Source organism: Xenorhabdus budapestensis (assembly GCF_002632465.1).
Classification (GTDB): domain Bacteria; phylum Pseudomonadota; class Gammaproteobacteria; order Enterobacterales; family Enterobacteriaceae; genus Xenorhabdus; species Xenorhabdus budapestensis.
Genome location: NZ_NIBS01000010.1, coordinates 1 through 22,464, shown reverse-complemented (window position 1 = coordinate 22,464; position 22,464 = coordinate 1). Strand labels below are relative to the sequence as shown.

15 protein-coding genes and 5 pseudogenes are annotated in these 22,464 nt (G+C 43.4%); 8 read left to right on the top strand and 12 right to left on the bottom strand.

What is annotated here, in order from left to right; all coding sequences use genetic code 11:
• Window positions 1-157 precede the first annotated feature (157 nt).
• From yegD to Xbud_RS10510, 3 genes and pseudogenes are all read right to left on the bottom strand, one after another.
• Window positions 158-1,511 (bottom strand): annotated as a pseudogene (gene yegD, locus Xbud_RS10520) (molecular chaperone).
• Between the two features lie 230 nt (window positions 1,512-1,741).
• Window positions 1,742-2,593, bottom strand: coding sequence for an S-formylglutathione hydrolase (gene fghA / locus Xbud_RS10515; protein WP_099136025.1), 852 nt, complete (start codon window positions 2,591-2,593; stop codon window positions 1,742-1,744).
• Between the two features lie 96 nt (window positions 2,594-2,689).
• Window positions 2,690-3,799, bottom strand: coding sequence for an S-(hydroxymethyl)glutathione dehydrogenase/class III alcohol dehydrogenase (locus Xbud_RS10510; protein ID WP_099136024.1), 1,110 nt, complete (start codon window positions 3,797-3,799; stop codon window positions 2,690-2,692).
• A gap of 646 nt (window positions 3,800-4,445) precedes the next feature.
• On the opposite strand from Xbud_RS10510, the gene Xbud_RS10505 reads away from it, so the two are divergent.
• From Xbud_RS10505 to Xbud_RS10480, 6 genes and pseudogenes are all read left to right on the top strand, one after another.
• Window positions 4,446-5,084, top strand: a complete 639-nt coding sequence (locus tag Xbud_RS10505) for a HisA/HisF-related TIM barrel protein (RefSeq protein ID WP_099136023.1) — start codon at window positions 4,446-4,448, stop codon at window positions 5,082-5,084.
• A 5-nt stretch (window positions 5,085-5,089) separates the two neighbouring features.
• Window positions 5,090-5,872 carry a hypothetical protein gene (locus tag Xbud_RS10500; RefSeq protein ID WP_244589916.1) on the top strand — a complete coding sequence of 261 codons (783 nt, stop codon included), beginning with the start codon at window positions 5,090-5,092 and terminating at the stop codon, window positions 5,870-5,872.
• 437 nt (window positions 5,873-6,309) lie between these two features.
• The gene (locus Xbud_RS10495; RefSeq protein WP_099136022.1) at window positions 6,310-6,981 is read left to right on the top strand and encodes an HAD family hydrolase; all 672 of its coding nucleotides are present in this window, start codon (window positions 6,310-6,312) and stop codon (window positions 6,979-6,981) included.
• Between the two features lie 198 nt (window positions 6,982-7,179).
• Complete coding sequence (locus Xbud_RS10490; protein WP_099136021.1) at window positions 7,180-8,439, top strand: adenylosuccinate synthase; 1,260 nt, start codon at window positions 7,180-7,182, stop codon at window positions 8,437-8,439.
• 16 nt (window positions 8,440-8,455) lie between these two features.
• Complete coding sequence (locus Xbud_RS10485; RefSeq protein WP_099136020.1) at window positions 8,456-8,890, top strand: NUDIX domain-containing protein; 435 nt, start codon at window positions 8,456-8,458, stop codon at window positions 8,888-8,890.
• 218 nt (window positions 8,891-9,108) lie between these two features.
• Window positions 9,109-9,777, top strand: a pseudogene (locus Xbud_RS10480) (IS256 family transposase); the annotation flags it as partial.
• Between the two features lie 84 nt (window positions 9,778-9,861).
• Here Xbud_RS10480 and Xbud_RS10475 read toward each other — a convergent pair.
• From Xbud_RS10475 to Xbud_RS10445, 7 genes and pseudogenes are all read right to left on the bottom strand, one after another.
• A pseudogene (locus Xbud_RS10475) lies at window positions 9,862-11,277 on the bottom strand (integrating conjugative element protein).
• A gap of 14 nt (window positions 11,278-11,291) precedes the next feature.
• Window positions 11,292-12,170 (bottom strand): TIGR03756 family integrating conjugative element protein, encoded by an 879-nt coding sequence (locus Xbud_RS10470; protein WP_244589922.1) that lies wholly within the window; start codon window positions 12,168-12,170, stop codon window positions 11,292-11,294.
• Complete coding sequence (locus Xbud_RS20490) at window positions 12,064-12,285, bottom strand: hypothetical protein (protein WP_244589915.1); 222 nt, start codon at window positions 12,283-12,285, stop codon at window positions 12,064-12,066. Before Xbud_RS20490 ends, Xbud_RS10470 begins: the two co-directional genes overlap by 107 nt.
• Window positions 12,257-12,592 carry a TIGR03757 family integrating conjugative element protein gene (locus tag Xbud_RS10465; protein WP_099136019.1) on the bottom strand — a complete coding sequence of 112 codons (336 nt, stop codon included), beginning with the start codon at window positions 12,590-12,592 and terminating at the stop codon, window positions 12,257-12,259. The genes Xbud_RS20490 and Xbud_RS10465 overlap by 29 nt, the downstream gene beginning before the upstream one ends.
• 1,078 nt (window positions 12,593-13,670) lie before the next feature.
• Entirely contained in the window at window positions 13,671-13,859 is a 189-nt protein-coding gene (locus Xbud_RS10455; RefSeq protein ID WP_099136018.1) for a hypothetical protein, read from the bottom strand.
• 503 nt (window positions 13,860-14,362) lie between these two features.
• Window positions 14,363-15,199, bottom strand: coding sequence for a phosphoenolpyruvate hydrolase family protein (locus tag Xbud_RS10450; protein WP_099136017.1), 837 nt, complete (start codon window positions 15,197-15,199; stop codon window positions 14,363-14,365).
• A gap of 16 nt (window positions 15,200-15,215) precedes the next feature.
• Window positions 15,216-16,427: a Tm-1-like ATP-binding domain-containing protein gene (locus tag Xbud_RS10445; RefSeq protein WP_099136016.1), complete on the bottom strand. Its 1,212-nt coding sequence runs from the start codon at window positions 16,425-16,427 to the stop codon at window positions 15,216-15,218.
• 167 nt (window positions 16,428-16,594) lie between these two features.
• Between Xbud_RS10445 and Xbud_RS10440 the strand changes: the two genes are divergently transcribed.
• Window positions 16,595-17,221 carry a hypothetical protein gene (locus Xbud_RS10440; protein ID WP_099136015.1) on the top strand — a complete coding sequence of 209 codons (627 nt, stop codon included), beginning with the start codon at window positions 16,595-16,597 and terminating at the stop codon, window positions 17,219-17,221.
• A 516-nt stretch (window positions 17,222-17,737) separates the two neighbouring features.
• Here Xbud_RS10440 and Xbud_RS10435 read toward each other — a convergent pair.
• Window positions 17,738-20,296: pseudogene (locus tag Xbud_RS10435) on the bottom strand (conjugative transfer ATPase); the annotation flags it as partial.
• A gap of 195 nt (window positions 20,297-20,491) precedes the next feature.
• On the opposite strand from Xbud_RS10435, the pseudogene Xbud_RS10430 reads away from it, so the two are divergent.
• A pseudogene (locus tag Xbud_RS10430) lies at window positions 20,492-21,450 on the top strand (IS110 family RNA-guided transposase).
• 34 nt (window positions 21,451-21,484) lie between these two features.
• Here the strand turns inward: Xbud_RS10430 and Xbud_RS10425 are convergent.
• Window positions 21,485-22,405 (bottom strand): IS110 family RNA-guided transposase, encoded by a 921-nt coding sequence (locus Xbud_RS10425; RefSeq protein WP_099136014.1) that lies wholly within the window; start codon window positions 22,403-22,405, stop codon window positions 21,485-21,487.
• Window positions 22,406-22,464: the final 59 nt, after the last annotated feature.

Sequence of the window (22,464 nt, the reverse complement as noted above, 5' to 3'; positions counted from 1 at the left end):
GACATCTTTTGTCTGATCGCAAAAGCGACACTTCACTTCAACCGTTGCCACTAAAATTCTCCCTCATCAAAAAATGGCTATTATATCTAAAGAACAACGTGTTGAATTCGTGACCAAAATTCCTTGTCAGATTAACTCTGAACTGCACACATCAAATTCAAGAAAAACAAATTTTCGCCCAGCGTGCTAAACCCGTTGTGACAGAACCAAAGTAGTTACCACTGAACCAATGGAACATTTGGCAACACTTGTTCAACTGCCCGTTGCAGAATAGGAGAGCTTGCTGAACCTCCGGTCATAAAAATAACGTCCGGTTTAACTCCTCCCTGAACTACGGCCTCACTAACAAGTCTGGTCATTTTCGTTTTGGTGGATTCGATAGCTGCAATCATCTGTTCACGTTGAATCCCAACTTCAATTACCTCTGATAATAAGTTTAATTTAATGCGATATTCACTGTCTTTTGACAGTGCGATCTTAGCTTCTTCGGCACTGCGTACCAGACTATACCCCAGTGTCTCATGATAAACTTTCAATAACCGCGCTAATTTTTCTGGCTCTTGCGCATCTTTATGCAGAGATTTTAACGTGGTTAAGTTCTGCGGAGAGTAGAATTCTTTTTGTGCCTGTACGTCATTGATAGCAATTGGATTCCAAAACTGGATGAGTGGCATTTCAATACCCGATGTAAATTTGCTGCCTAACCCGAAAGGGTGCATCAATTGCTTAAACGTCAGGTTAATATCCAGATCATTGCCGCCAACACGTTGACCAGTATGTGCCAATAGGCTGTCGTTGCGTTCAGATTTTCCACTCCAGTCTGGCCCCATTTGAATAAGAGAACAGTCTGTTGTTCCGCCACCAATATCAACAACCAGAACAATTTTATTCTCTGTCAGTGTGGCTTCATATTCCAATCCTGCTGCCACAGGCTCAAATTGAAATTCTATGCTACGGAATCCCGCCCGTTTTGCTGCTTGCAGTAGAATTAATTCAGCTTGTTGGTTCGACTTTTCACCACCACGCCCGTGGAAATTGATTGGCCGCCCAATGACTACCTCTTCAACACATTGTTGTGTCTTGGTTTCTACCTGTTGTTTAATGTTTGCCATCATGGCGCAAACCAGATCTTCAAAAGAACTGATTTGCGCCTCTCTCAGTCCCATAGCACCAAGGAAGGATTTCGGTGATTTCACATAGTAAATATCTTGAGGATCTTCTAAATATCGAGTCAATGCAGCTTGCCCGAATACAATATCTTCAGGCAGAAGCTCTATACCTTCCTCACGATTTGTATTAATTGAACTACGGAGCAATTGTTCTCCGGCTGGAGAACTCGGGCTGATTTTTCTGTGACGAAATAGGTGCTCAGAAACTGATTCTCGGGTTGGTGCTGCCAGAGCAGAAGGCATATAGAAGTTGTCATTTTCGATAGCAATCAATTGTGGCGTATTTCCGATCATTTCCGCTACTGCGCAATTTGATGTGCCATAGTCAAAACCGATGAACATATGTTGCCTCGTCTTCAATCGTGGAAAAATCGTCAAAAGGGCGCAGATGCTATCGCAAATCAGATTTAAACGCGAGCAACTTTCAATAACATAATCCGGGGTATTTCTTATATGATTGGTATCCAGTTCATTGAACAATAAATTAAGAGTAATGCTCTGGAAACCAATTCATAATTAGCAAAAAAGTAATTTACAGTTTTTGCTAGTGACATAGGATATTAGTTTAAAAATTACTGCTTTTTAGCATATTCTTGCATTGCTTTTGCATGATAAGCGATATGCTCACCGATAAAACTAGCAATAAAATAGTAGCTATGATCATAATCAGGACGAAAATTTATTGTCACAGGGTAATTTGTTTCATCACAAATATTCTGTAATAAATAGGTACATAATTGGTTATTCAGAAACTCATCATCAGTTCCTTGATCAATAAAAATTGGAAGCTGTTCTGTCGCTTTTGCATTTTTGATCAATTCTACTGTGTCATACTGTTTCCATAGCGACCTGTCTTCTCCCAGATAGGCGGAAAATGCCTTTTCCCCCCAAGGAACCTGACTTGGTGCCACAATAGGAGAAAACGCTGATACACTGCAATAACATTGCGGGTTTCTCAGCGCAATGACTATCGCACCATGTCCACCCATAGAGTGCCCACTGATTGCCCGCACACCAGTGACAGCAAAGTATGCCTCAACCAATTCAGGCAGCTCTGAAACCACATAATCGTACATGCGGTAATGTGGCTCCCAGGGTTGTTTTAATGCATTGAGATAAAACCCTGCCCCTTTTCCAATATTATATGAAGGGGCATCAGCGATATCATGCCCTCTAGGGCTGGTATCCGGAGCGACAATGACAACACCATGTTCAGTTGCGTAGCGTTGAGCTCCGGCTTTTGTAATGAAATTCTGCTCAGTACAGGTTAAGCCAGAGAGCCAGTACAATACAGGTAATTTCTTTTCTTTAATCTGAGGTGGCAGAAAAATTGAAAATTTCATCTGACAATTCAGGGAATTGGATTCATGTTGATAGATATCCTGCCATCCGCCAAAACAGGCACGATGTTCAATTCTTTCCATGGCTTTTCTCTCTAAAATTGTAGGTTCAGGTTCTTCAACTATATGGTTTATATCTTTTATGGTTTATATCTGGTTGTTCCTGTAACAGTTATTCAATTAATAATGAATCACTGTCCGAATAGATTTACCTTCGTGCATCAGATCAAAGGCTTCATTAATGCTTTCCAATGGCATTTTATGGGTTACGAAAGGTTCAAGTTCAATTTTCCCTTTCATTACATCTTTCACCATTCCCGGTAATTGACTACGGCCTTTAACTCCGCCGAAAGCCGTTCCTTTCCATGTTCGCCCGGTAACAAGCTGGAATGGACGAGTAGAAATTTCTTGTCCGGCGCCAGCAACACCGATAATGACTGATTGTCCCCAACCACGATGGGCACTTTCGAGAGCTGCGCGCATCACATTGACGTTACCAATACATTCGAAAGAGTGGTCAACTCCCCACTTTGTCATATCCAGAATAACCTGTTGAATCGGTTTGTCGTGATCATTGGGATTAATGCAGTCAGTGGCACCGAATTGCTTGGCTAGCTCGAACTTAGCTGGATTGGTATCAATAGCAATAATACGTCCGGCCTTAGCCTGACGAGCTCCTTGGATCACGGCAAGCCCAATTCCACCCAGACCGAAAACTGCTACAGAGTCTCCCGGTTGAACTTTGGCAGTATTATGTACAGCTCCGATCCCCGTCGTGACGCCACAACCTAACAGGCAAACATGTTCATGATTGGCTTCTGGATTGATTTTTGCCAGTGAGACTTCAGCAACTACCGTGTATTCACTGAATGTAGAACATCCCATGTAGTGATAAACAGGTTGTCCATTGTAAGAAAAACGCGTTGTACCATCGGGCATCAGGCCTTTTCCTTGTGTGTCGCGAACGGCAATACAAAGGTTAGTTTTACTGGATTGGCAAAATTCACATTTGCCACATTCAGCCGTATATAACGGGATGGCATGATCACCGGGTTTTACGCTGGTTACACCTTCACCGACCTCAATCACTACACCAGCTCCTTCATGCCCGAGAACAACAGGGAATATCCCTTCAGGGTCATCACCTGAAAGAGTGAAAGCATCAGTATGGCAAACACCTGTGTGGCTGATTTTTATCATTACTTCACCGGCCTTCGGTGGTGCTACGTCAATTTCAACAAGTTCGAGAGGTCTGTTTGGGCCAAAAGCAACGGCAGCACGCGATTTCATAGAATTCCTCTTTTTTCTGACATAAAAGTGAATTTGAATTGTCCGGCATATGGCGAACATGGAAAGAATACGCATTCACGCATTATAGTTGTATCGTAAATTTGATCATCAATTGATTGTACTTAATGGTAACGGTGATCGGTATAATTTAGTCCAGAAGATAACAGGTGAAGATACAGGCTATAATCAGAGGCAGTGATTATATTGTCACGAATATCCAGATAATAAATAAGATAGGTAATATGTATATAAAAAATAATTGAATTATATTTTTTGTTACCCTCGCTTTTAACTTGATAATATTTTCTTGAAGAAGAAGGTTACTGTTTGTGAAGAGATGTTTTGCATAAATAACATGTTTGATAATTATCTAATTTTAATTAAATAAAAAGTTATTATCACTATGATGATAAATTTTTTTGGTTACTATAAAAATATAGACATGTAACAAAATAACTTTGCTAAAAAGTCATTTCATTTAGTTATTATGGATTTGAGAAACGGTTAACTGAAATCATTAAAATAAACTAATGAAACCATGTTTAGTGAATCAAAATAACTCTCTATTTATTAAGTGATCAGTGATAGTGTTAACCATACTTTCTATCAATTAAAAATATAGAACTGTAATTAATTAGGTGTGTAAATGATAAATACGGAAATATTTGATGTATTCCCCTCTGTAGATATTGTTGATGGAATAGCGATGACATCAAATTCTGCAATTCGCTTAACTCGTGGTGAAAGCTCAACATTACGGAGACCTTTAGGCACTCCGGCAGAAGTTGCGTTAGCTTGGCAAAATGCCGGAGCGAAATGGATACATGTTGTTGACCTTGATGCCGCATCGGGGCGAGGTTCAAACAACCATCTTATTGCAGATGTTATTGCCGCAGTTGATATTAATGTACAAGTCTGCGGTGGTATCAGGAATGAAGAGATTTTGAGCCAGGTATTAGCAACCGGATGCCAACGAGTGAATTTAGGAACCGCAGTATTGGAAAATCCAGATTGGTGTGCCAGAGCTATTGCTGAATATGGTGATAAGATCGCCATTGCGCTGGGCGGTATGATGAGTTCTCCGAATTTTACGTTATTGCGTGAAGTTTGTACAAAAACCTCATCACCAGTAATTGCTGGCGGTGGAGTATCAAGTATAGATGACCTCCGTGTTTTAGCTGGAATGTCCAATTTGGGAGTTGAAGGCGCTATTCTTGGTCAGGCATTACATATCGGCAAAGTTCCTCTCGAAAATGCTCTTGCGGCAATACAATCCCTAGAGTGATGAAGATGTCTGAGTTTTTTTCACCTGCTTTAGATCTTCGTGCTATTGGATTATTGGGCGAATTACGTGGCATACCTGAAACAAGCTATTTGACAAAAGAAGTCATGGCGATTCCGGGTTTAGTTACAAAGAATGAGAGATTTATCAGCTCTCGTGGAACGGCTTATTACGAACCCAAAACCTGTAGTGAGTTGTTGGCAACAGTGCAACATTATGCGGATCTTATTGTTAAACTTCAGTGTGCAGATAAACAATGTTCAGCGCCTTCAAAATACATATTAGCTGATCATAGTCTGGTGAAACTGCTGCGGATTATCGATAACTTATTAAATGTTCCACAGGTTGTTAATGAAGATATTGTGCCCTTTATTGATGGGGTAAAAGCATGTGCTGAAGTCATCAACTCAACATTGATGAGGAAAAAATTCAATTTTTCAACTTTTTTATTCCATAATTTGAAACTACCGGCATCGACAAAACATCAAGTCCCCAGAACATTTATTGAGGGAGACAATCATCTGCTAGCGTTAGCAGCGGCACAAATTGACAAATGTCCAAATTCTTCAGTTGTCGGAATCATGCTAGGGGGAGCAGCAGCAGCAATAACTGCTGTAGCATGGGATAGTGAACTCAATTTAGTAAAAGTTTCACGTTATGACGATGCACCCTGTAATAACAATAATATTTGGGGACGTAATATTTCATTTGGGAAATCTATTACAGTTATTGATGATAATTGTGGAACAGGGGACACTTTACGTCAGGTAAGTAACTTGGTTATGGATTAGACAGGAGTACGACCAAAGGTAAGAGTCATTGAGTTACACTGGGAGAAACTATTACGTACCCAAGTGTATGGATATCCTGATCGTGTATTCAGCCCCGAAATGTTAGATGTATTGACACTTTGGTGTTTCAGACATCATAAAGTACTGAATCAATTAGCTAATCAGTACTTAAGTAATGGTAAATATGCTCATACAACTACTGCGGATTGGGTTAGCTATTCATACAGTTTACTGTCTGTTCTGCATGACACCTTAACAGATTCAACATGGGCACCAGAATTATTGGGTTTTTTATCGAGTCTCATGCCACAAAAAATGGTGAATTGTGGGCAACCTATTGACGCATTTAAAGATATAGCACATCAATGTCCTGAATGTTCAGATCATGCCAGTTAGTTTTGGAATAAGTCAGTTTGGAATATGGGAGTTAATTAATTATGGCGACAGCACATATTATTTGGGACTGGAATGGCACATTACTGAATGATGTCAGTGTTTCAGTGAAAGCAACAAATTTAGCACTTGCAGAGATTGGTATTGAGCCGCTGACTTTGGAACAATATCGTGAATATTATTGTGTTCCGGTGCAGGTTTTCTATAAGCAAATAATTGGGCGTGAACCATCATCTTCTGAATGGTCAATAATAGGAAAAACGTTTAATGCCCATTATCGTCCTGGTATTCAAAAAGCAGATTTAGCAGAAGGGGTAAGTGAGTTATTGGCTATCCGTTATCAATCCGGTGCAACACAATCATTATGCTCACTCATGCAGCATGAAGAATTAGTGCCTATGATTGATAACCACGGTATTGCAAAATTCTTTACCCATATAGATGGCAGAAATACACTGTTATTGACAACCGGAAAATCGGAACAATTAGCGAACCATATTAAAAAACTCCATATCTCTCCTGAAAAAAGCGTGGTAATCGGTGATGCAACTGATGATGCTATTGCAGCATTAGCAGCGGGTACTCATGCCATTCTTTATACAGGTGGAACTCATAGCCGTGTAAGCCTTGAAACAGCAGGTGTTCCTGTTGTTGATACCTTAAGTGAGGCTTTATCAATGGCAGATTATTTAGTGAGTAAATTATTTAGTGAGTAAATAACAAAAAACACTTCACCAAAATAAATGATTTTTAATCATCATCCTTTTAAAAGGCATATTCTTATTATGACTTTAAAAGGAGGGGGTTATATTGTGAAATATATGGGTGTTTAATATGAGAATTAAATCACTCAAGTAATTATTTAAAAATAAAATATCATTTTAAATGAATCCGTAATTAGAAGAGATTTATCTATGCTAATATCCGTAGTTGGACTTCAATTTGGAGATGAAGGAAAGGGTAAATTTGTTGACTATTTATCTGGTAATGTAAATAACATTACTCGATTTAATGGAGGGGCAAATGCAGGTCATTGTGTGCAACATGGCAATGTAAGAGGCTCATTCTCACAATTACCTGCATCACTTAGTAAAAAAAATCTTTATATCTGTCAGGGAGCCTTGATTAGTCTTCCTGTACTTGTTAAAGAGATTGATTTTATAAAAAGAGAAAATATTCACTCTACTATTTCTATTGATCCACGTTGCCATATTGTATTACCACTACATGCTGAGCTAAATAAAGCATCGGAGAAATATAAAGGTAAAAATAAGATAGGATCGGTAGGAGTGGGTGTAGGTGCTTGTGTTGAAGATAAATCTAACCGGCATGGTATCAGGCTTATTGATACTCTGGATAAAGAAAAGCTGAGGAGTAAATTAGAATTTCTTTGGAATATTAGAGAAAAACAAATTAACCATGTTTTTAATGAAAGTGCTGCATTAGATTTTGAAGAAATGCTGGAACTGATTCATCAATATGAAAAAGAAATCGAGCCTTATTTCACATTTACTAATGAAGCAATCGGTGACTTACTCAATATTGGAGAAGATGTTTTACTTGAAACCTCACAAGCGACTTTCTTAGATAACAGCTTTGGTACTTATCCTTATACCGTAGCGTATCAAACATTAGTTCAAACCTGTTTTGCTATGATAGGCATACCAGCGCAGAAAATGCACATTGTTGGTGTAATGAAAGCCTATATGATCCGTGTAGGTAACGGCCCATTCCCGACTGAACTGCTGACAGAACAAGCTGATTACATTCGTGGGCGTGGAAATGAATATGGTACTGTTTCCAAAAGGCCGAGGCGGTGTGGTTGGTTGGATTTGTGTTTAATTAAACATGCAGTAAAACTTAACGGGGTAACAGAACTGGCAATAACCAATGTTGATGTTTTAGCTGGTTTGCATGAAATAAAAGTTGCTATTGCATATGAAATTGGGGGTAAACCTGTTTGTTGTGATGAAGCATTATTACAGCTCGATAAAGTGAAACCGATTTATAAGACATTTAAATGTTGGGGAGAACTTAACTCATCATATACACACTTAACAGAGCTGCCTGCTGAATTGATTGATTTTCTCACATTTATCCGGAATTACGCTGGTGTTCCGATTAAATATATTTCACATGAGCCAGACAGAGATCAAACTTTAATAGTTCAGTAATGAAATGAGGAAGATAATGATTCATTATGTAACCGGATTTATGTTTTCTAAAGATAAGAAACACGTTGCCCTTATCTCAAAGTTACAACCCAGTTGGCAAGCAGGGAAACTTAATGGAATTGGTGGGAAAGTAGAAACAGGCGAAACTTCTCAACAGGCGATGGCAAGAGAATTTGCTGAAGAAGCAGGAATTGAGACAAACCCTGATAAGTGGAAGTTATTTACTATTTTAACTCGTCCTGATGTTTATCAGGTTAATTTTCTCTATACGCATGATGACAGAATTTATTCTGCCAAATCTATTGAAAAAGAAGTTGTTGATATATATGAAACAGATGCATTACCGGGTAGTGTTATCTACAATTTACGTTGGTTAATCCCGCTGGCGCTTGATGAACATTTACGGTTTGACAAGCAAATAGAAATTAGAGAAACTAGGGAAGGTTTCTAATCTATTTTGGGTTACGGTGGGCCTTGTGGCCCGCTCTTTTAATGAACCTAATGCCACCTGACCTTTTTATTATGAATTTCATCTTGTATCGCCATATCTGCTAATTTCCTCTGATACTTATTTTCTCTGAAAGTGACGTTGTTCTAGACCCTGTTTCTAAATTTGTGTAATTGCCTGTTTTTGGTATGTTTAATTTATCAACTAAAACAGGTGACAAGATGGACGAGAAACAGTTACACGCCTTGGCTACTGAGCTGACTAAAAACCTCAAAACCCCGGAAGATTTAAGCCAGCTCTCCCGTTTCCTCAAAAAACTGACCGTTGAAACCGCGCTTAACGCTGAGTTGGCCGCTCATCTGGGCCATGAAAAGCACCCGCCAAAATTGGGCTCCAATACCCGTAATGGCTATTCCTCTAAAACGTTGCTGACTGAAGAAGGTGAGCTACCTCTGCAAATTCCCCGTGATCGTGAAAGCATCTTTGAACCTCAAATTGTCAGAAAAAATCAAACGCGGATTACCGGTATGGACAGCCAGATACTGGCCTTGTACGCCAGAGGGATGACCACCCGAGATATCGCGGGTGCTTTCAAAGTACTCTATGATGCAGATGTTTCACCGTCACTGATAGCCAAGGTCACTGATGCAGTCAAAGAGCAGGTCATTGAGTGGCAGAATCGCCCCTTAGATAGCCTATATCCGATTGTTTATCTGGACTGCTTGGTGGTCAAAGTACGTCAGGATAACCGAATTATCAATAAATCGGTCTTCATCGCGTTAGGCATTAATACCGAAGGTCACAAGGAATTGCTGGGCTTATGGCTGGCCGAAAATGAAGGAGCGAAGTTCTGGCTTGTCGTGCTGACAAACCTTCACAACCTATCGCTAAAGTGATGGCCATTACCAAAGCGATGACCAGTGATGACGCAACCCCTTTTCTGAATACGGAACGCTTCTCTATCATCATCCGCCTTACCTGCGCTCACGATTTGGCGCTTCCAGCTGATAAAACCAGGCATCGGTGCTGTCCGGAACCTGTTTTTGCGGATGCATCCTGATGCGCGGGGTGTCCCGCTCAATAATGGTCAGAATGGCATTGTGGGCCAGTTCGCGTTTCAACTACATTTCATTTCTTAACGCATTGATTTCCCGGTCCAGTGCCTCAATCCGCCGTTCCCCTTCCGCCTGCGCTGGGTTCAGACATCCCGGTGATAAGCATCCGCCGCATCAGCAACGCCGTTTCGGTCGTTTCCGCCATCGCCAATTCACCAGCTAAACGCCCCGTAAGGGCAGCCCTGGCCGGGTCTCGCTGCAATGCCTGAATCACGCCTTTGGTTACCGCCAGACTGCCGGTTTTCAGTTTCGCCAGATTGGCCCTCGTCGGTTTTTCCGTGCCACTGACCAGTTTCACCAGCTGTTCCGTATTGGTTTTGGTATGTGCTTCCAGCATCGGGGCAAAACCCGTGCCCGCGACGGTTGGGCCCGGTTGGTGCTTCTCTCCATCACTGATGCATTCTGCCGCCTGAGCACAGGTGCGGATGGCCCGATCGCCCAGTACGCTGACCACCGCTTCGGCCGCTTCATGGGCATTGCTGAATTTACGACAGGCACTGCCCTCCAATTGAGGGTGCTGACCGGTGACTGGCTCAGTACCGGCAGCTGGTTCATCATATTAAAATCGGCACTGGCTAAATCTCGGGTCGGACGAATGGCATTCTGCCTCTTACCCCCCTGCCGTTGCCCTCCAATCCACGGATGCCCACTGGTGCCGGTCGCTTTGCTGCCGGCGTTATTGACACGCACCGCATCGCCATCTCCGCCGTTAACCAGATTCTTATATTCCTGCAAGGCCGCCGACTGAGTCCATTTGGTGTTCTGCGCAAAATCCATCATTTTATTGGCCATGGCCTGACAATGGAACTGGGCTTTATCGAACGCCACATTAGCCTGCAAGACCCCGTTGGTCAGCATGTCATACAATCCCGGATTGGCCCGCTGGATAATCATCGCCGGCAGGCTGGCCACGGCACCGGTGGAGCCCTGAATGACATCACTCATCAGGTTCTTAAACCCGGCCGTGATACCGTTCAACTGGTTGCTGACAGTGGCTTTCAGGTCAAAATTGCCGCATATCAAATCCGAACGCCAGCCCAGCTCCAGCCCGCCGAGTGTGGTGGAGCCACTGCGACTGGCGGGTTCAGAAATCACCGAACCGTCCCCCTGGGTATAGAACAGCGTATCGGAAACCGCACCGCTGGCTTCTGCCCCATAACCCAGTGCGCTCCGGTTCACCTGTGGCAATGTCAGGGACAGACCCGCTACATTGGCCTGTACAGAAGTAATGGTCAGCCCGCTGATTATCAGCAATAACGTGCTTATTTTCGTCATTATCTATCCCTTTTTCAGATATCCGTACTGCTGAGAAAACGTTGCCCCCGCCGCTGGCAGCAACTGTAAGGCTGCCATAAGGCATACGACTGATTGCCATTGCTTGCAGCCGTGTGCTCACCATCCGGAAACACGGCACAGGACTGACTTAACGTCGGTGATAACCGCTGCCATTGGTGATTTTTGGTACCGGTATTTTCGGTGACTGATTCTGGCGGCCAGTAACCGGCGGTGCGTGTACCTTTCAGTGTCTGATAAACATGGGGTTGCCTGGTTCGGGTGATGATATCTGCGATCCGTTGCGCGACCACTGCCGCAGCCTTGTCATCATCGGTTTGATTGACAAACCCTGAGCGCGGATAAATATTGCCCCACATATTGCCGGCCATCTGGCGGCCCAGCTCCCGTTGACCGGGAATGAGGGCTTCCGGATAGAACGATTCCGGAAAACCGGAGCGCCACGCCACGGTATCCAGTGTGCTGAGAAAATAAGGCACCAACGGGGTGGCCGCACTGCGACACGAATAACCGGGGATTTGACCGCCTATCAGGTTGGTTGCGGGATGCCCGATGGCATCGGCATATTTGAAACGTAGGCTGGTACGCCGCTGCCCGGCAATCTGGACATTATGATTACCCCCACAGGCATTCAGGTGAGATAACGCCCCGGTCACTGCATTTTCCAGTCCGCCGGAAAGTTGACTGACCTGCGCCATTTCTGACCACGGATTGCCCCCGGGAACTTGATGGGTGGAGATCACTGCTTCGGGGAGGTAATGAGTCACCTTAACCGATGTTTTCACGGTACAACCGTGCAAGCCACAGAGCAGCCAGTAACAGATGCCGCTGATCCGCCACTGAATGCAGGCGGATGAGAGACTGCTGGCGACAATCTAAGCCGTATTGATTGAGGCCTGTGTAACTGGGGGAAATGCCGCTATCAGGGTAATGAGCGCAGAAAAAGTCACACGTTGAATACTCATGGTTGATGTTGCTCCCTGAGCGCATTCGCTTTCGCCACATCTGCCGTGCCATACACCACGGCCGGATACTTTTGCACGCCTAATTGCCATGCCTGCACCACGGCACGATAAGCCTTGATCAGTTGCTGTTCCTGCTGATGCCATTGGGGTGATTGCAGCATAGCCTGTGCCTGAATAGCCGCTTGCTGCGGATCGGCGGAAAGCAGAGTGAAGATTTGCTTTTGCTGTTGTTCGGCCGCATCCAGCCAGACGACCTGTGTTTCCGGAGAAAGGTTAACGGGCATGTGCTGACGGTCGGTATACACCACCGTGCCCGCACCGACACACCCCATCCCAGCAAAAACGCTACACACTATTTTCTCATCCTTTTTGTCCCGGTTGCACACAATCAGACCAGCGTGAAGAAAGCCACGGTAAAAGTCAGCCCGTAATTGATTTTCTGAAAATGAAAAATAAACGTACCGGCCCGTTAAAACATATCCAACATGCCGATGTAATAACAGCCCGGATTAGCCGGCTGACAAAATTTGTAATGAACTTAATGAAAAATATGCCGATAAAACAGTCAGCACATCATCATAATGAGCAAAAAGGACATGCATGAAGAACGGGCTTTGCCTGCGCCTTTCCTACCCGGCTATCGGGTGACATAAGTCAGGGGAAACTGGGAGGAAAACAGCAGAAATCCCATGAAAATAAGGAAAATGACACCATGTCAATGAAAAAACTTCTGACGAAGTTGCAGTAGGGGCACTCCCTGCTGGAAAAAGGCAGGCAGGCGGCAGCGCCGACTGATACACTCTGACCACAATTATCAATTTTGAAAAGGAAGACAATACATGATAAATCCAACGCAAAACGAAATAACCTTTCCAGAAGGCTGGTTTCTTCTTATTAATGGCGAGATCCCTTTTTATTGCGATTATGGATGCACTGTCTCGCTTATGAATCCACTGACATAAAAGGGTGTGAACCGCCACCGGGAATATATGTTCTGACTATCAGAAAATACAATTACACAAACAATTCCAGTCATTTTGGCCGCTGTGTTTACGCGGAAGTGAAACAGACGCAATGCCCGAAAGAATTTAAAAATATTATAACTGATATGTTAAAAATGTCGGAAGAGCAGTCCACTTTTGAAGAAATAAAACGGCCAAAACCGCCGCCTCCAATTCACTGCACTGGTGTTCCCGCATTAACGTCCACCGCTCGGCTTTTTCTTCTTTTTTCGCCATTTCGGTGACTGGTTTTGGTGCCCAGTACCCATAGGAACGATGATCCTTTTAGCGTCTGATAAACATGAGGTTGTCCATCACACCATTACAGTTTATGTCCAGTTTTAGCATAACAATAAGTGAATGAATGATGAAAATGAGCTTCCCTGTTGCCTTTAAGCTATTGTGTTAACTATTCTGTCACCTTTACTTTTACGGAGGACTCAGTAAAACCAACTTTTTCGAGAGCTTCCACAACACGATCGGTAATCCAGCTTTCTAATAACTCACTGGTTATTTTATTAGGTGATACGTCAATTGTTAACCCTTTTAACTCAAGTTTAAGTGCTTCGTCTCTTTTTATTTTGATTGATGTATCCATTATTTCACCTTTTAAACTTTATGGTATAAATGCAAAAATGCCATAGATAACTTTACGTGAGTTGCTCTTGCAAATACTTCTATTAATAAACTAATTTATTTTCTATTCTTATTGCTTGAATATTTTAAGCTTAACAAGCTAGCCAAGCAGTTGTTAATGCTTTTAAATATCTATTTATAAAATTTCGTGAAATTTATTAAATAACCTGATTGAAATTTATTATTAACTCCACACAAGAAATAATTAACCAACGCAATCATTATATTGCGGAAATTAATAACCTTTAAAAATTAGAACAAAAATAAAACATTATCTATGTTATAGAAACAAAAAGCCATATCTACAATGTCGTGACTGTTAAATTTTAGTAGGAAAATCATACAGACTTAAAAACCCCCATATTACATGAGTTTTATTTAATAATGATGTTCTTCATAAACATCATTATTATTTTCGCTACAAAATAGTTAACACTAACATCAATACAATTAATTATATTGACACTAAATTTTATTATTCTTGCTTAACCCTTTTAAAGTTTGAACCGTGTTTTTGATGGCTGTTTCTGTTGGTAACCGTTCTATAGAGCTGGCACCGAAAAAACCGTGACAATCAGGGCAAGAAGCTATAACATAAGCGACATCTTCAGGTTCTGCAATCGGCCCACCGTGGCACAGAATAATGATATCATCACGGACCGTCTTAGCCGCCAAAACGCATTCATTAATCAGCGATACACAAGAATCCAAATCATGTGATGTATGAGCACCAACATCACCGCCAGTAGTTAACCCCATATGCACAACGATAATATCAGCTCCAGCTTCTGCCATCGCCACCGCCTCTTCTGTGTTAAAAACATAAGGCGTGGTCAGCATTCCCTTTTTATGTGCCAGACGGATCAATTCGACTTCCAGTTCATAACCCATACCGGTTTCTTCCAGATTTTGTCTGAACTTTCCATCAATAAGCCCGACTGTTGGAAAATTTTGAACTCCAGCAAATCCCTGAGCTTTCAGTTCATCCAGAAAAAGGGAAATATTACAGAACGGATCAGTGCCACAAACTCCTGCCAATACCGGGGTTTTTTTAACTATCGGCAGTACTTCATTTCCCATTTCTCTGACGATTTGGTTTGCATTACCATATGGCATTAATCCGGCTAATGATCCTCTACCAGCCATTCTGTAACGACCTGAGTTATATACAATAATGAGGTCTACCCCTCCCATTTCTTCACAACGGGCTGAGAGTCCAGTGCCTGCACCTGCGCCAATAATGGGTTCGTTACGCTCAACTTTTTGTTTAATTATTCTAATTATCTGATCATATTGCTTCATAAAAAATTCCCTGGTGTTACATAATTTCTTCAAGCTGTTGTTTAGCAAGAGAACAAAACTGAGGTGAATTAATATGGAAAGGTGTTTTTATAATTTTCCTTTGTTCTGTCTGAACCATCGTTTTTTCCAGTCCATCACAAAAAGCCTGCGTTGCCGTCGGTAAGTAGAAAGGTTTTCCTGGGCAGTCCAGTGCAGAAAACCCACCTTCAGGAATAATGAAACGAATGGAACCGTGACACTTGTTCAGCTTGTTTCCTATCCAAACACCAAGCTGATAGTTTTCTTTAGGTGTGGTTCTCATTAACGTGACCTGAGCATTGTGTTCGACAAATAATCTATCTCTATAGCGTTCAGGGATCGTCTCTTTTGAACCAAAATTAACCATGTCTAAAGCACCAGCACTACCCACCCAAGGAATGTTCTTTTCAGCAATAACATCCAGACGAGTACCAGGACAGCTCAGCACGCCTCCAAATAACAGATCAGCAATTTCTGTTAATGTAATGTCAAGAAAACCTGATAGTTCTCCATTATTAGCTAATTTTTCCATGCTTGCTCCACCGTTACCGGTTGCATGAAAAGTCAAACAGTCATATTGGGTATCTAATTTAGCTATGAGCTGGTTAACGCAAGGCGTTGTGACACCAAACATGGTCAACCCTAAAGCCGGTTTATTTGTTCTGACTTGTGGCACTGTATAACTGACAGAACCTGCCATCATATTTGCAGCATTCGTTAATATTGAGCGGGAAACGCGGTTCAATCCACAGAGATCGGTGACGGTATAGAGCATAGCAATATCACTGGCACCCACGTAACCTGAAACGTTTCCTGATGCCATCGTTGATACCATTATTTTAGGTAATCCGATTGATAGATCCTGCATAGCGGGGGTGATCAGTGCTGTACCACCTGAACCACCAATACCAATTATGCCTGCTATATCATCAATTGAATTACGTAGAAAATTCGTAAGCGCAATAGACATTGCAGTGATCGCTTTGCCCCTCTCACCACAGAAAACGAAATCAACACCTTCTGGGTGATATTCTGCGACTTGTAACGGAGATATATCTATCTCCTCGTTCTGTTTATTTTCTACAGCTAGTGATGTCGATACATCAATAATCGTTGAATCAACGCCTGCGTGATGTAAACAAGATTTCAGCCAGACAAGCTCTTCTAATTTTGTATCTGCTGTTCCTATTATCCCTACAAACCGACTCATATCGCTGACTCCGTGGACATGAAAAAAGATTTTATAAAAACTGAATATAAAGTTATGCTAATATTTTATACCATGCAAGATATTTTTTATCTCATGTGATATTTTTAATCGCTAAAAATATTTGTTAATTTTGGACCATCACCAGCCAACCCTTTTAAGGTATTTGAATGATATTATTTGATGAAAAGAATCTATCACCAATCCGACGCCGTACTCTTGAGAGGATGACTAAAGCCGCCCTAAAGTTATATGATAAAAAAACGTTTCCGTCTCCCAAAGAAATTGCTGAAGAGGCCGAATATGCCAAAATAACTTTACGTAGTTACTTTCAAACTCATAATGAATTTGTGGAGTATGTTGTTAAGCAGGTTATTGGGTCTTTTGTAGCGCCCAAAACGGGATCTGATGCAGAAGAGAATGTCGAAAGGTTATTCAAATGGGGTTATGGTCAAATAGAAAAAAATGAAGCATTAATGAGAGATGCTCTGCGTATTTCTCAATTGCGTTGGCAAGAAGCAGTATCCGATGAAAAGAATGGTGGTCAGTCTTCTATTTTAAAGAAAAGTAACCGTAAGGAATCACTTACACTTGCCTTAGAGCCGCTCAAAAATCAGCTTAACGATGATACAATACACAAAATTATTATGTTACTTTCAGTATTATACGGTACAGAAGCCATGGTTGTGCTGAAAGATAGTTTTTGCTTAGAAAATGATGAAATTGTCAATTTAATGACTTGGGCGGCAAAATTAATTATTAGACAAGCAATTATTGAAAATTTAGATAATGAGTAATCTATTTGGGTAAACTTACTTCATTCAGTTCTGAGTTAATCTATTTCATCAGTAACAGCAGGTCTAGGAAATGCCAACCTAGCAGAAGTTAAGTTGGCATTTTTGGTGATTTAAATATCCAAATGTAGTCCTAGATAAATATATGGTATGTGCGGTTACCTTTTTGAGTGCCCACTTCAACTTCCGATAACACTCAACAATGAAATGTATTAATAAATTAAAGAACTCAATATTGCTATTCCTGCCGTTTTATTTTGTGATTATTATCACGGTTATTATGATTTTTTTCTCTTTGTATTATTTCAATATAATACTTTAGAGTTATCCAGCATAAAATATTGAATAACGATCAATACAGCCAGCAGATACCTATTTTTTTACTTAATATAAACATGTAATTCAATAAGATACATGAGATAAGTACAATTTATATTGGTGTGGGGAGAGAATAGAATCGTAAAAACATTTTTTGAATCCTTACTCGTACTATGGCTTATGGTCAGGAGACTGGGTGCTTTAATCGCAACTTTCGGTGAAAAAACCCCGTGCAACGTCCATCCTTCTTGCCACCCAAACAGCCGCCTCCAGTTCACTGCACTTGTGCTCCCGCATTAACGTCCATCGCTCATCCTTTTCTTCTTTTTCCGTCATACCCAGTGCCAGATAGAAGCTTGACGGCACGACCCGAAACAAGGCTTCGATTTTTTTCGCCAACACCACGCCTTCGGTATAACAACGAGGGAGTTTACTGGCAAAGAGCAATACGGCTTTCTGCTCTTCGGTCAGTTTTTTGAACCGGGAAATTTGCTCCACTTCATCCGGTGGCATCGTGAGACACAGCCACCATTCCGCCATATTCAGCATCTTTCAGCCGTATCCGGGTAGTCGGAGAGGTTTTGGGTTGCGAGCCACAACCAGGCCCCCAGTTTACGCCACATCTTGACGACTTTGGTCATATAGGGAGAGAGCAGCGGGTTGGTGGTGGTGATATGCCCTTCGTCTATCACCAATTGCAGTTCTCTGTCCTGATATTGGTCACGTTCCGCCAAATTATTCACGGTGTTAATCAGTGACACCATTGCCAGTGCCATCTGTGCCGAGTAGTTTTCTCGCGCCAGCGTGCCCAAATCAATCAGAGCGACATCCACTTCCGGCCACGGTGTGCCGGGTCGGTTAAACAGTTCCCCTTCAAAGCTTTGCGTGAACATCGACATGGCGCCGGCCATTTCATCCGCCCGTGCCCGACGGTGGGCGGTTATCAAAGGTTGGCCGTGCTCATCCTGCCGATGATTGCGGGCGATGGTATAGAGGGCATTCTGTAAGTCTGAGGCCACCATCTGACACCCTGCCTCATAGCTGGTGTGTGCTGCTATCATAATGGCTTCACGGATCACCCCCTCGGTCGGAACGGGTCAGGCGTTCTTCCTCTTTTTTCTCACCACCCGTGATCATCAGTCGGGCGGCAATTTCCATCTCACCCAGAATATTACTCTGTTCATCCCCTTCATCCTGAGATTCATCGGTATCCGGAATATCAGCTTCATTAATGCACAGTTGTTTCGGGCTGAGTTGCAGCAGTTGATACGCATCCGCAAACAGTGCCAGACTGACGCCACAGCCCAGTTTGATGCCGATTTTATTAACTGTCAGCCCCAGGCTGGCGTAATAATCGGCCAGTAAACCAAAACTGTTTCCCGCTTCCACAATAAACAGGCGCGGGCGGTGGATGGCCATCAGTTGCACGAAGGAAGCACACAGGGTGGCGGATTTGCCTGCTCCAGTCGGGCCAAACAGCAATAAATGGGCATTCTGGGTACGATCCTGTTTGTTCATCGGATCAAAGGTCAGCGGCGCCCCGCCCCGGTAAAAAAAGCTGGACCCCGGCTGCCCGGTGCCTGTCGAACGGCTGGTCATCGGCAAGAGTCCCGCCAGATGTTGCACCCAGCTCAGACGGGTAAGCCAGTGTTTTTTGTCCTTCTGCGGGTTAAAGCCCATCGGCAGGGCACGCAAATAGGCATTCAGCACAGACTGTAATCCTGCCACCAGTAACGTTGAGGATAACTGATGTACCCGATGATTCAGATTGTCTAAACCCTTACCGCGCACCAGAAAGGTCAGTGCACTGCGATACAGTTTATGGCGTCGCCCCAGTAATTCCTTTACTTCCTGCACATTCTACCGGACACGTACTGATTCGGTATTTTCTCCCACGGCGTTTCTCGCCAACCGGGTAAAACTCTCTTCAAGCCGGTCCTGCGCCACGATGGTCAGCGTTACCACGGTGCCTTCCGGCATCATATCCATTAGCTCGTTGATATTATCCCTCCATTTCACGTCCCCTGTCAGGGTGCCCGGTTCAAGTGGGCGGCGCAGACGCTCAACTGGAACCGCTTTATGCGGCAGACCGTCAATCCACCAGACACCCTTCTCGGGATCCGACACCGGCGGAGTAAACCACAGGCTTTCGGCAAAATCATTATTCACCGGGAGATCGGACTGTGTCGGGGATTCATAACGTACCGCCCGGTAAAAATCGGCTTTTGCCATGCCCCAGTCCGGTGCCGGATTAAAATGGCGCAGTAACCAGCGGTGAATTTGTTCGCCATCTTGTCGGGTCGCCATAATACCGGCCGATGCCAGTGAGGAGACCAGTCGTTCACAGATCTGATTGAGCGCTGCGACAGATGACAGTAAAAGATTGTCAATACGGGATTTGTTGTTGGAGGGCTGCCATCGGTAGACTACCATGCGGGTCTGGCGCTGCTGCCCCCGCCACGGCTGCCCAGTAATAAGAGAATCCTGAAATATCCCGTCAGGCCGGGCGATGCTGTTCAGATGACGTTCCGATTCTGCCAAAAAGGCATCAGTAAAGGCCGTGCCCTGTGCCCACGGTTTCACATAATCCCGCAAGGTATTGAGATAACCGGAAGGGTCATCCTCATCCTGACAAAAAAACTGCACCACCCACGGTGAAATATCGTCCTCGTCCAGACTGTCCTGAATGGCATCTTCCAGTTGATCCCGGATTTCAAGCAACCGCTCAGCAGGGCGTCCTTCGGTGGAGATGGGTTCAATGCAATCTGGTAAGGTTCCTTGTATCTTGAAACCCGTATAGAATAAATAATGACTGGGTTTAGCAAGGTTCATGTAGTCCGATGGATCCCTGGGCTTTGAAGCCCGCACTGGAGCAAATGACGCATGAACTGAGCTGCTCATCTGAAACCCGAACAGTTGCCTGATAACATTTCGTATATGCAAGGGTGGGTCAATATGAGTTTGCTGGATCCGCTGTGTGTTGGTATTGATGTATCTAAATCTTCTCTGGATGTTTCTGCTGGAACAGTAACATCGTTTACGGTCAGTAACGATACTGACGGTTTTGATGTCATCCTGGCAAAACTCCGGGAACAACAAACTATCTCCCTGATCCTTATGGAGGCGACCGGAGGGTTGGAGAGTGCTGTAGCGTGCTTTCTCCAGTCTGAAGGTTTTGACATCGCCGTCATTAATCCCAGGCAGGCTCGTGATTTTGCCCGGTCTATGGGTTATCTGGCTAAGACAGACAGCATTGACGCCAGAATGCTGGCCCAGATGGGCGAAGTTATTAATCGCCATCCAGACAGAGAACGATTTATTCGCTCCCTGCCTGACATTGAACGGCAAGTTCTCGCGGCAATGGTTGTGCGCAGACGCCAGTTGATTTCTATGCTGGTTGCAGAACGTAACCGATTGTATCCTTCTCATCCACAGAGTCGTAAGAGCATTAAGGCAATCATTGATGCGCTGGAAAAAGAATTGGCTCTTATTGACCGGAATATGGATAAACACGTCAGAGAACATTTCAAGGTGTTGTCTGATTTGTTCAGCAGTGTAAAGGGGATTGGCGCGGCTACCATTGCGACTTTGCTGGCTGAGGTTCCTGAACTGGGTAAACTTTCGCGTCGCGAAATCAGCGCGCTTATTGGTGTCGCCCCGATTAATCGCGACTCGGGGAAAATGCGCGGACGACGCACAATCTTTGGTGGAAGAGCCAGCGTTCGTGCAACGCTGTATATGGCCACACTTGTGGCAACTCGGTTATCAGGCATTTTTACACCCGTCTGGTAGCAGCAGGTAAGCCCAAAAAAGTGGCTCTGGTTGCCTGTATGCGTAAGCTTCTGACCATCATTAACGCAATGGTTAGAAATAGCCAGATATGGGATGAGTCTTACCATCAGTTGACTTCTTAAAAAATACGGTTGAAGATAGATACTGTGTTTCCTGTCAAACACAATGTAAACTTTGATCAAAGCTTTTCTCTGTTTTAAGAACCCCAAATGCCACGTGGATGAGCTGGCGCATCATTGCGCCGATGATTAACTTTGGCGCCTTTCCGGCGGCGGTAAGACGGGAATAAAAATGCTTTCCCCACGCCGTTCTAAAAAGTGTTGTCATTGCTGGCATATAAAGGGATTTGCGTAAAAAAGCATGCCCCGTTTTGGATAATCGTGGTCGCCCCTTCACACAGCTGCCAGATTCATTCAATCGGGGATCAACACCCGCATAAGCAGCTGCCTGCCGCGCATTGACAAAACGACCAGGATCAATACCAAAAGACAACAATACAGCCGCAGTTTGCACACCCAGCCCCGGGATGCTTTCCAGTAGTTTTTTCTTCTGTTTCATCTCTGCATTTCCGTTAATCAGGAGCAGAATGTCGCCCTGCAATATCTCGATTTCATGATTAAGCCAGGCGATATGGTCTGTAATGCTTTTAGTCACATTCTCTTTCGCTACATGGAGACGGTTGCTCTCCGGCGTTCGCATCTTTCGCAAAGATTCCAGTCTTAATACCAGAGCCCGTAGTCCCTGTTCCGAAGCAGAAGGCGCCAGCCATACTGCCGGTTTTCGTTCGAAACAAAAATCACTGATCACTCTGGCATCTCCCCGATCGATTTTGCTTCTGATCAGTAAGGACATGCTGAACGCTTTGATTTGCGCAGGATTGATAACGCTGACGGTCAAACCTTTATCGACCAGATATTCAGCAAACGCTTCCCAGTCAATCCCCGTCGCCTCCATACAAATATGGACATGATTGAAACCATGATGAGCCAGCCAGTTGATAAACGTGCTAAATCCTTCAGATTCGTTTTTGAATACTTTAACGCGATGCTCGACTTTTATGATGAGTTGAAATGACATAGCCGCTCCTTTATAACTTTAAGTCGTCAAAAATAGAGAAATAAAGGAACAAAAGGCTA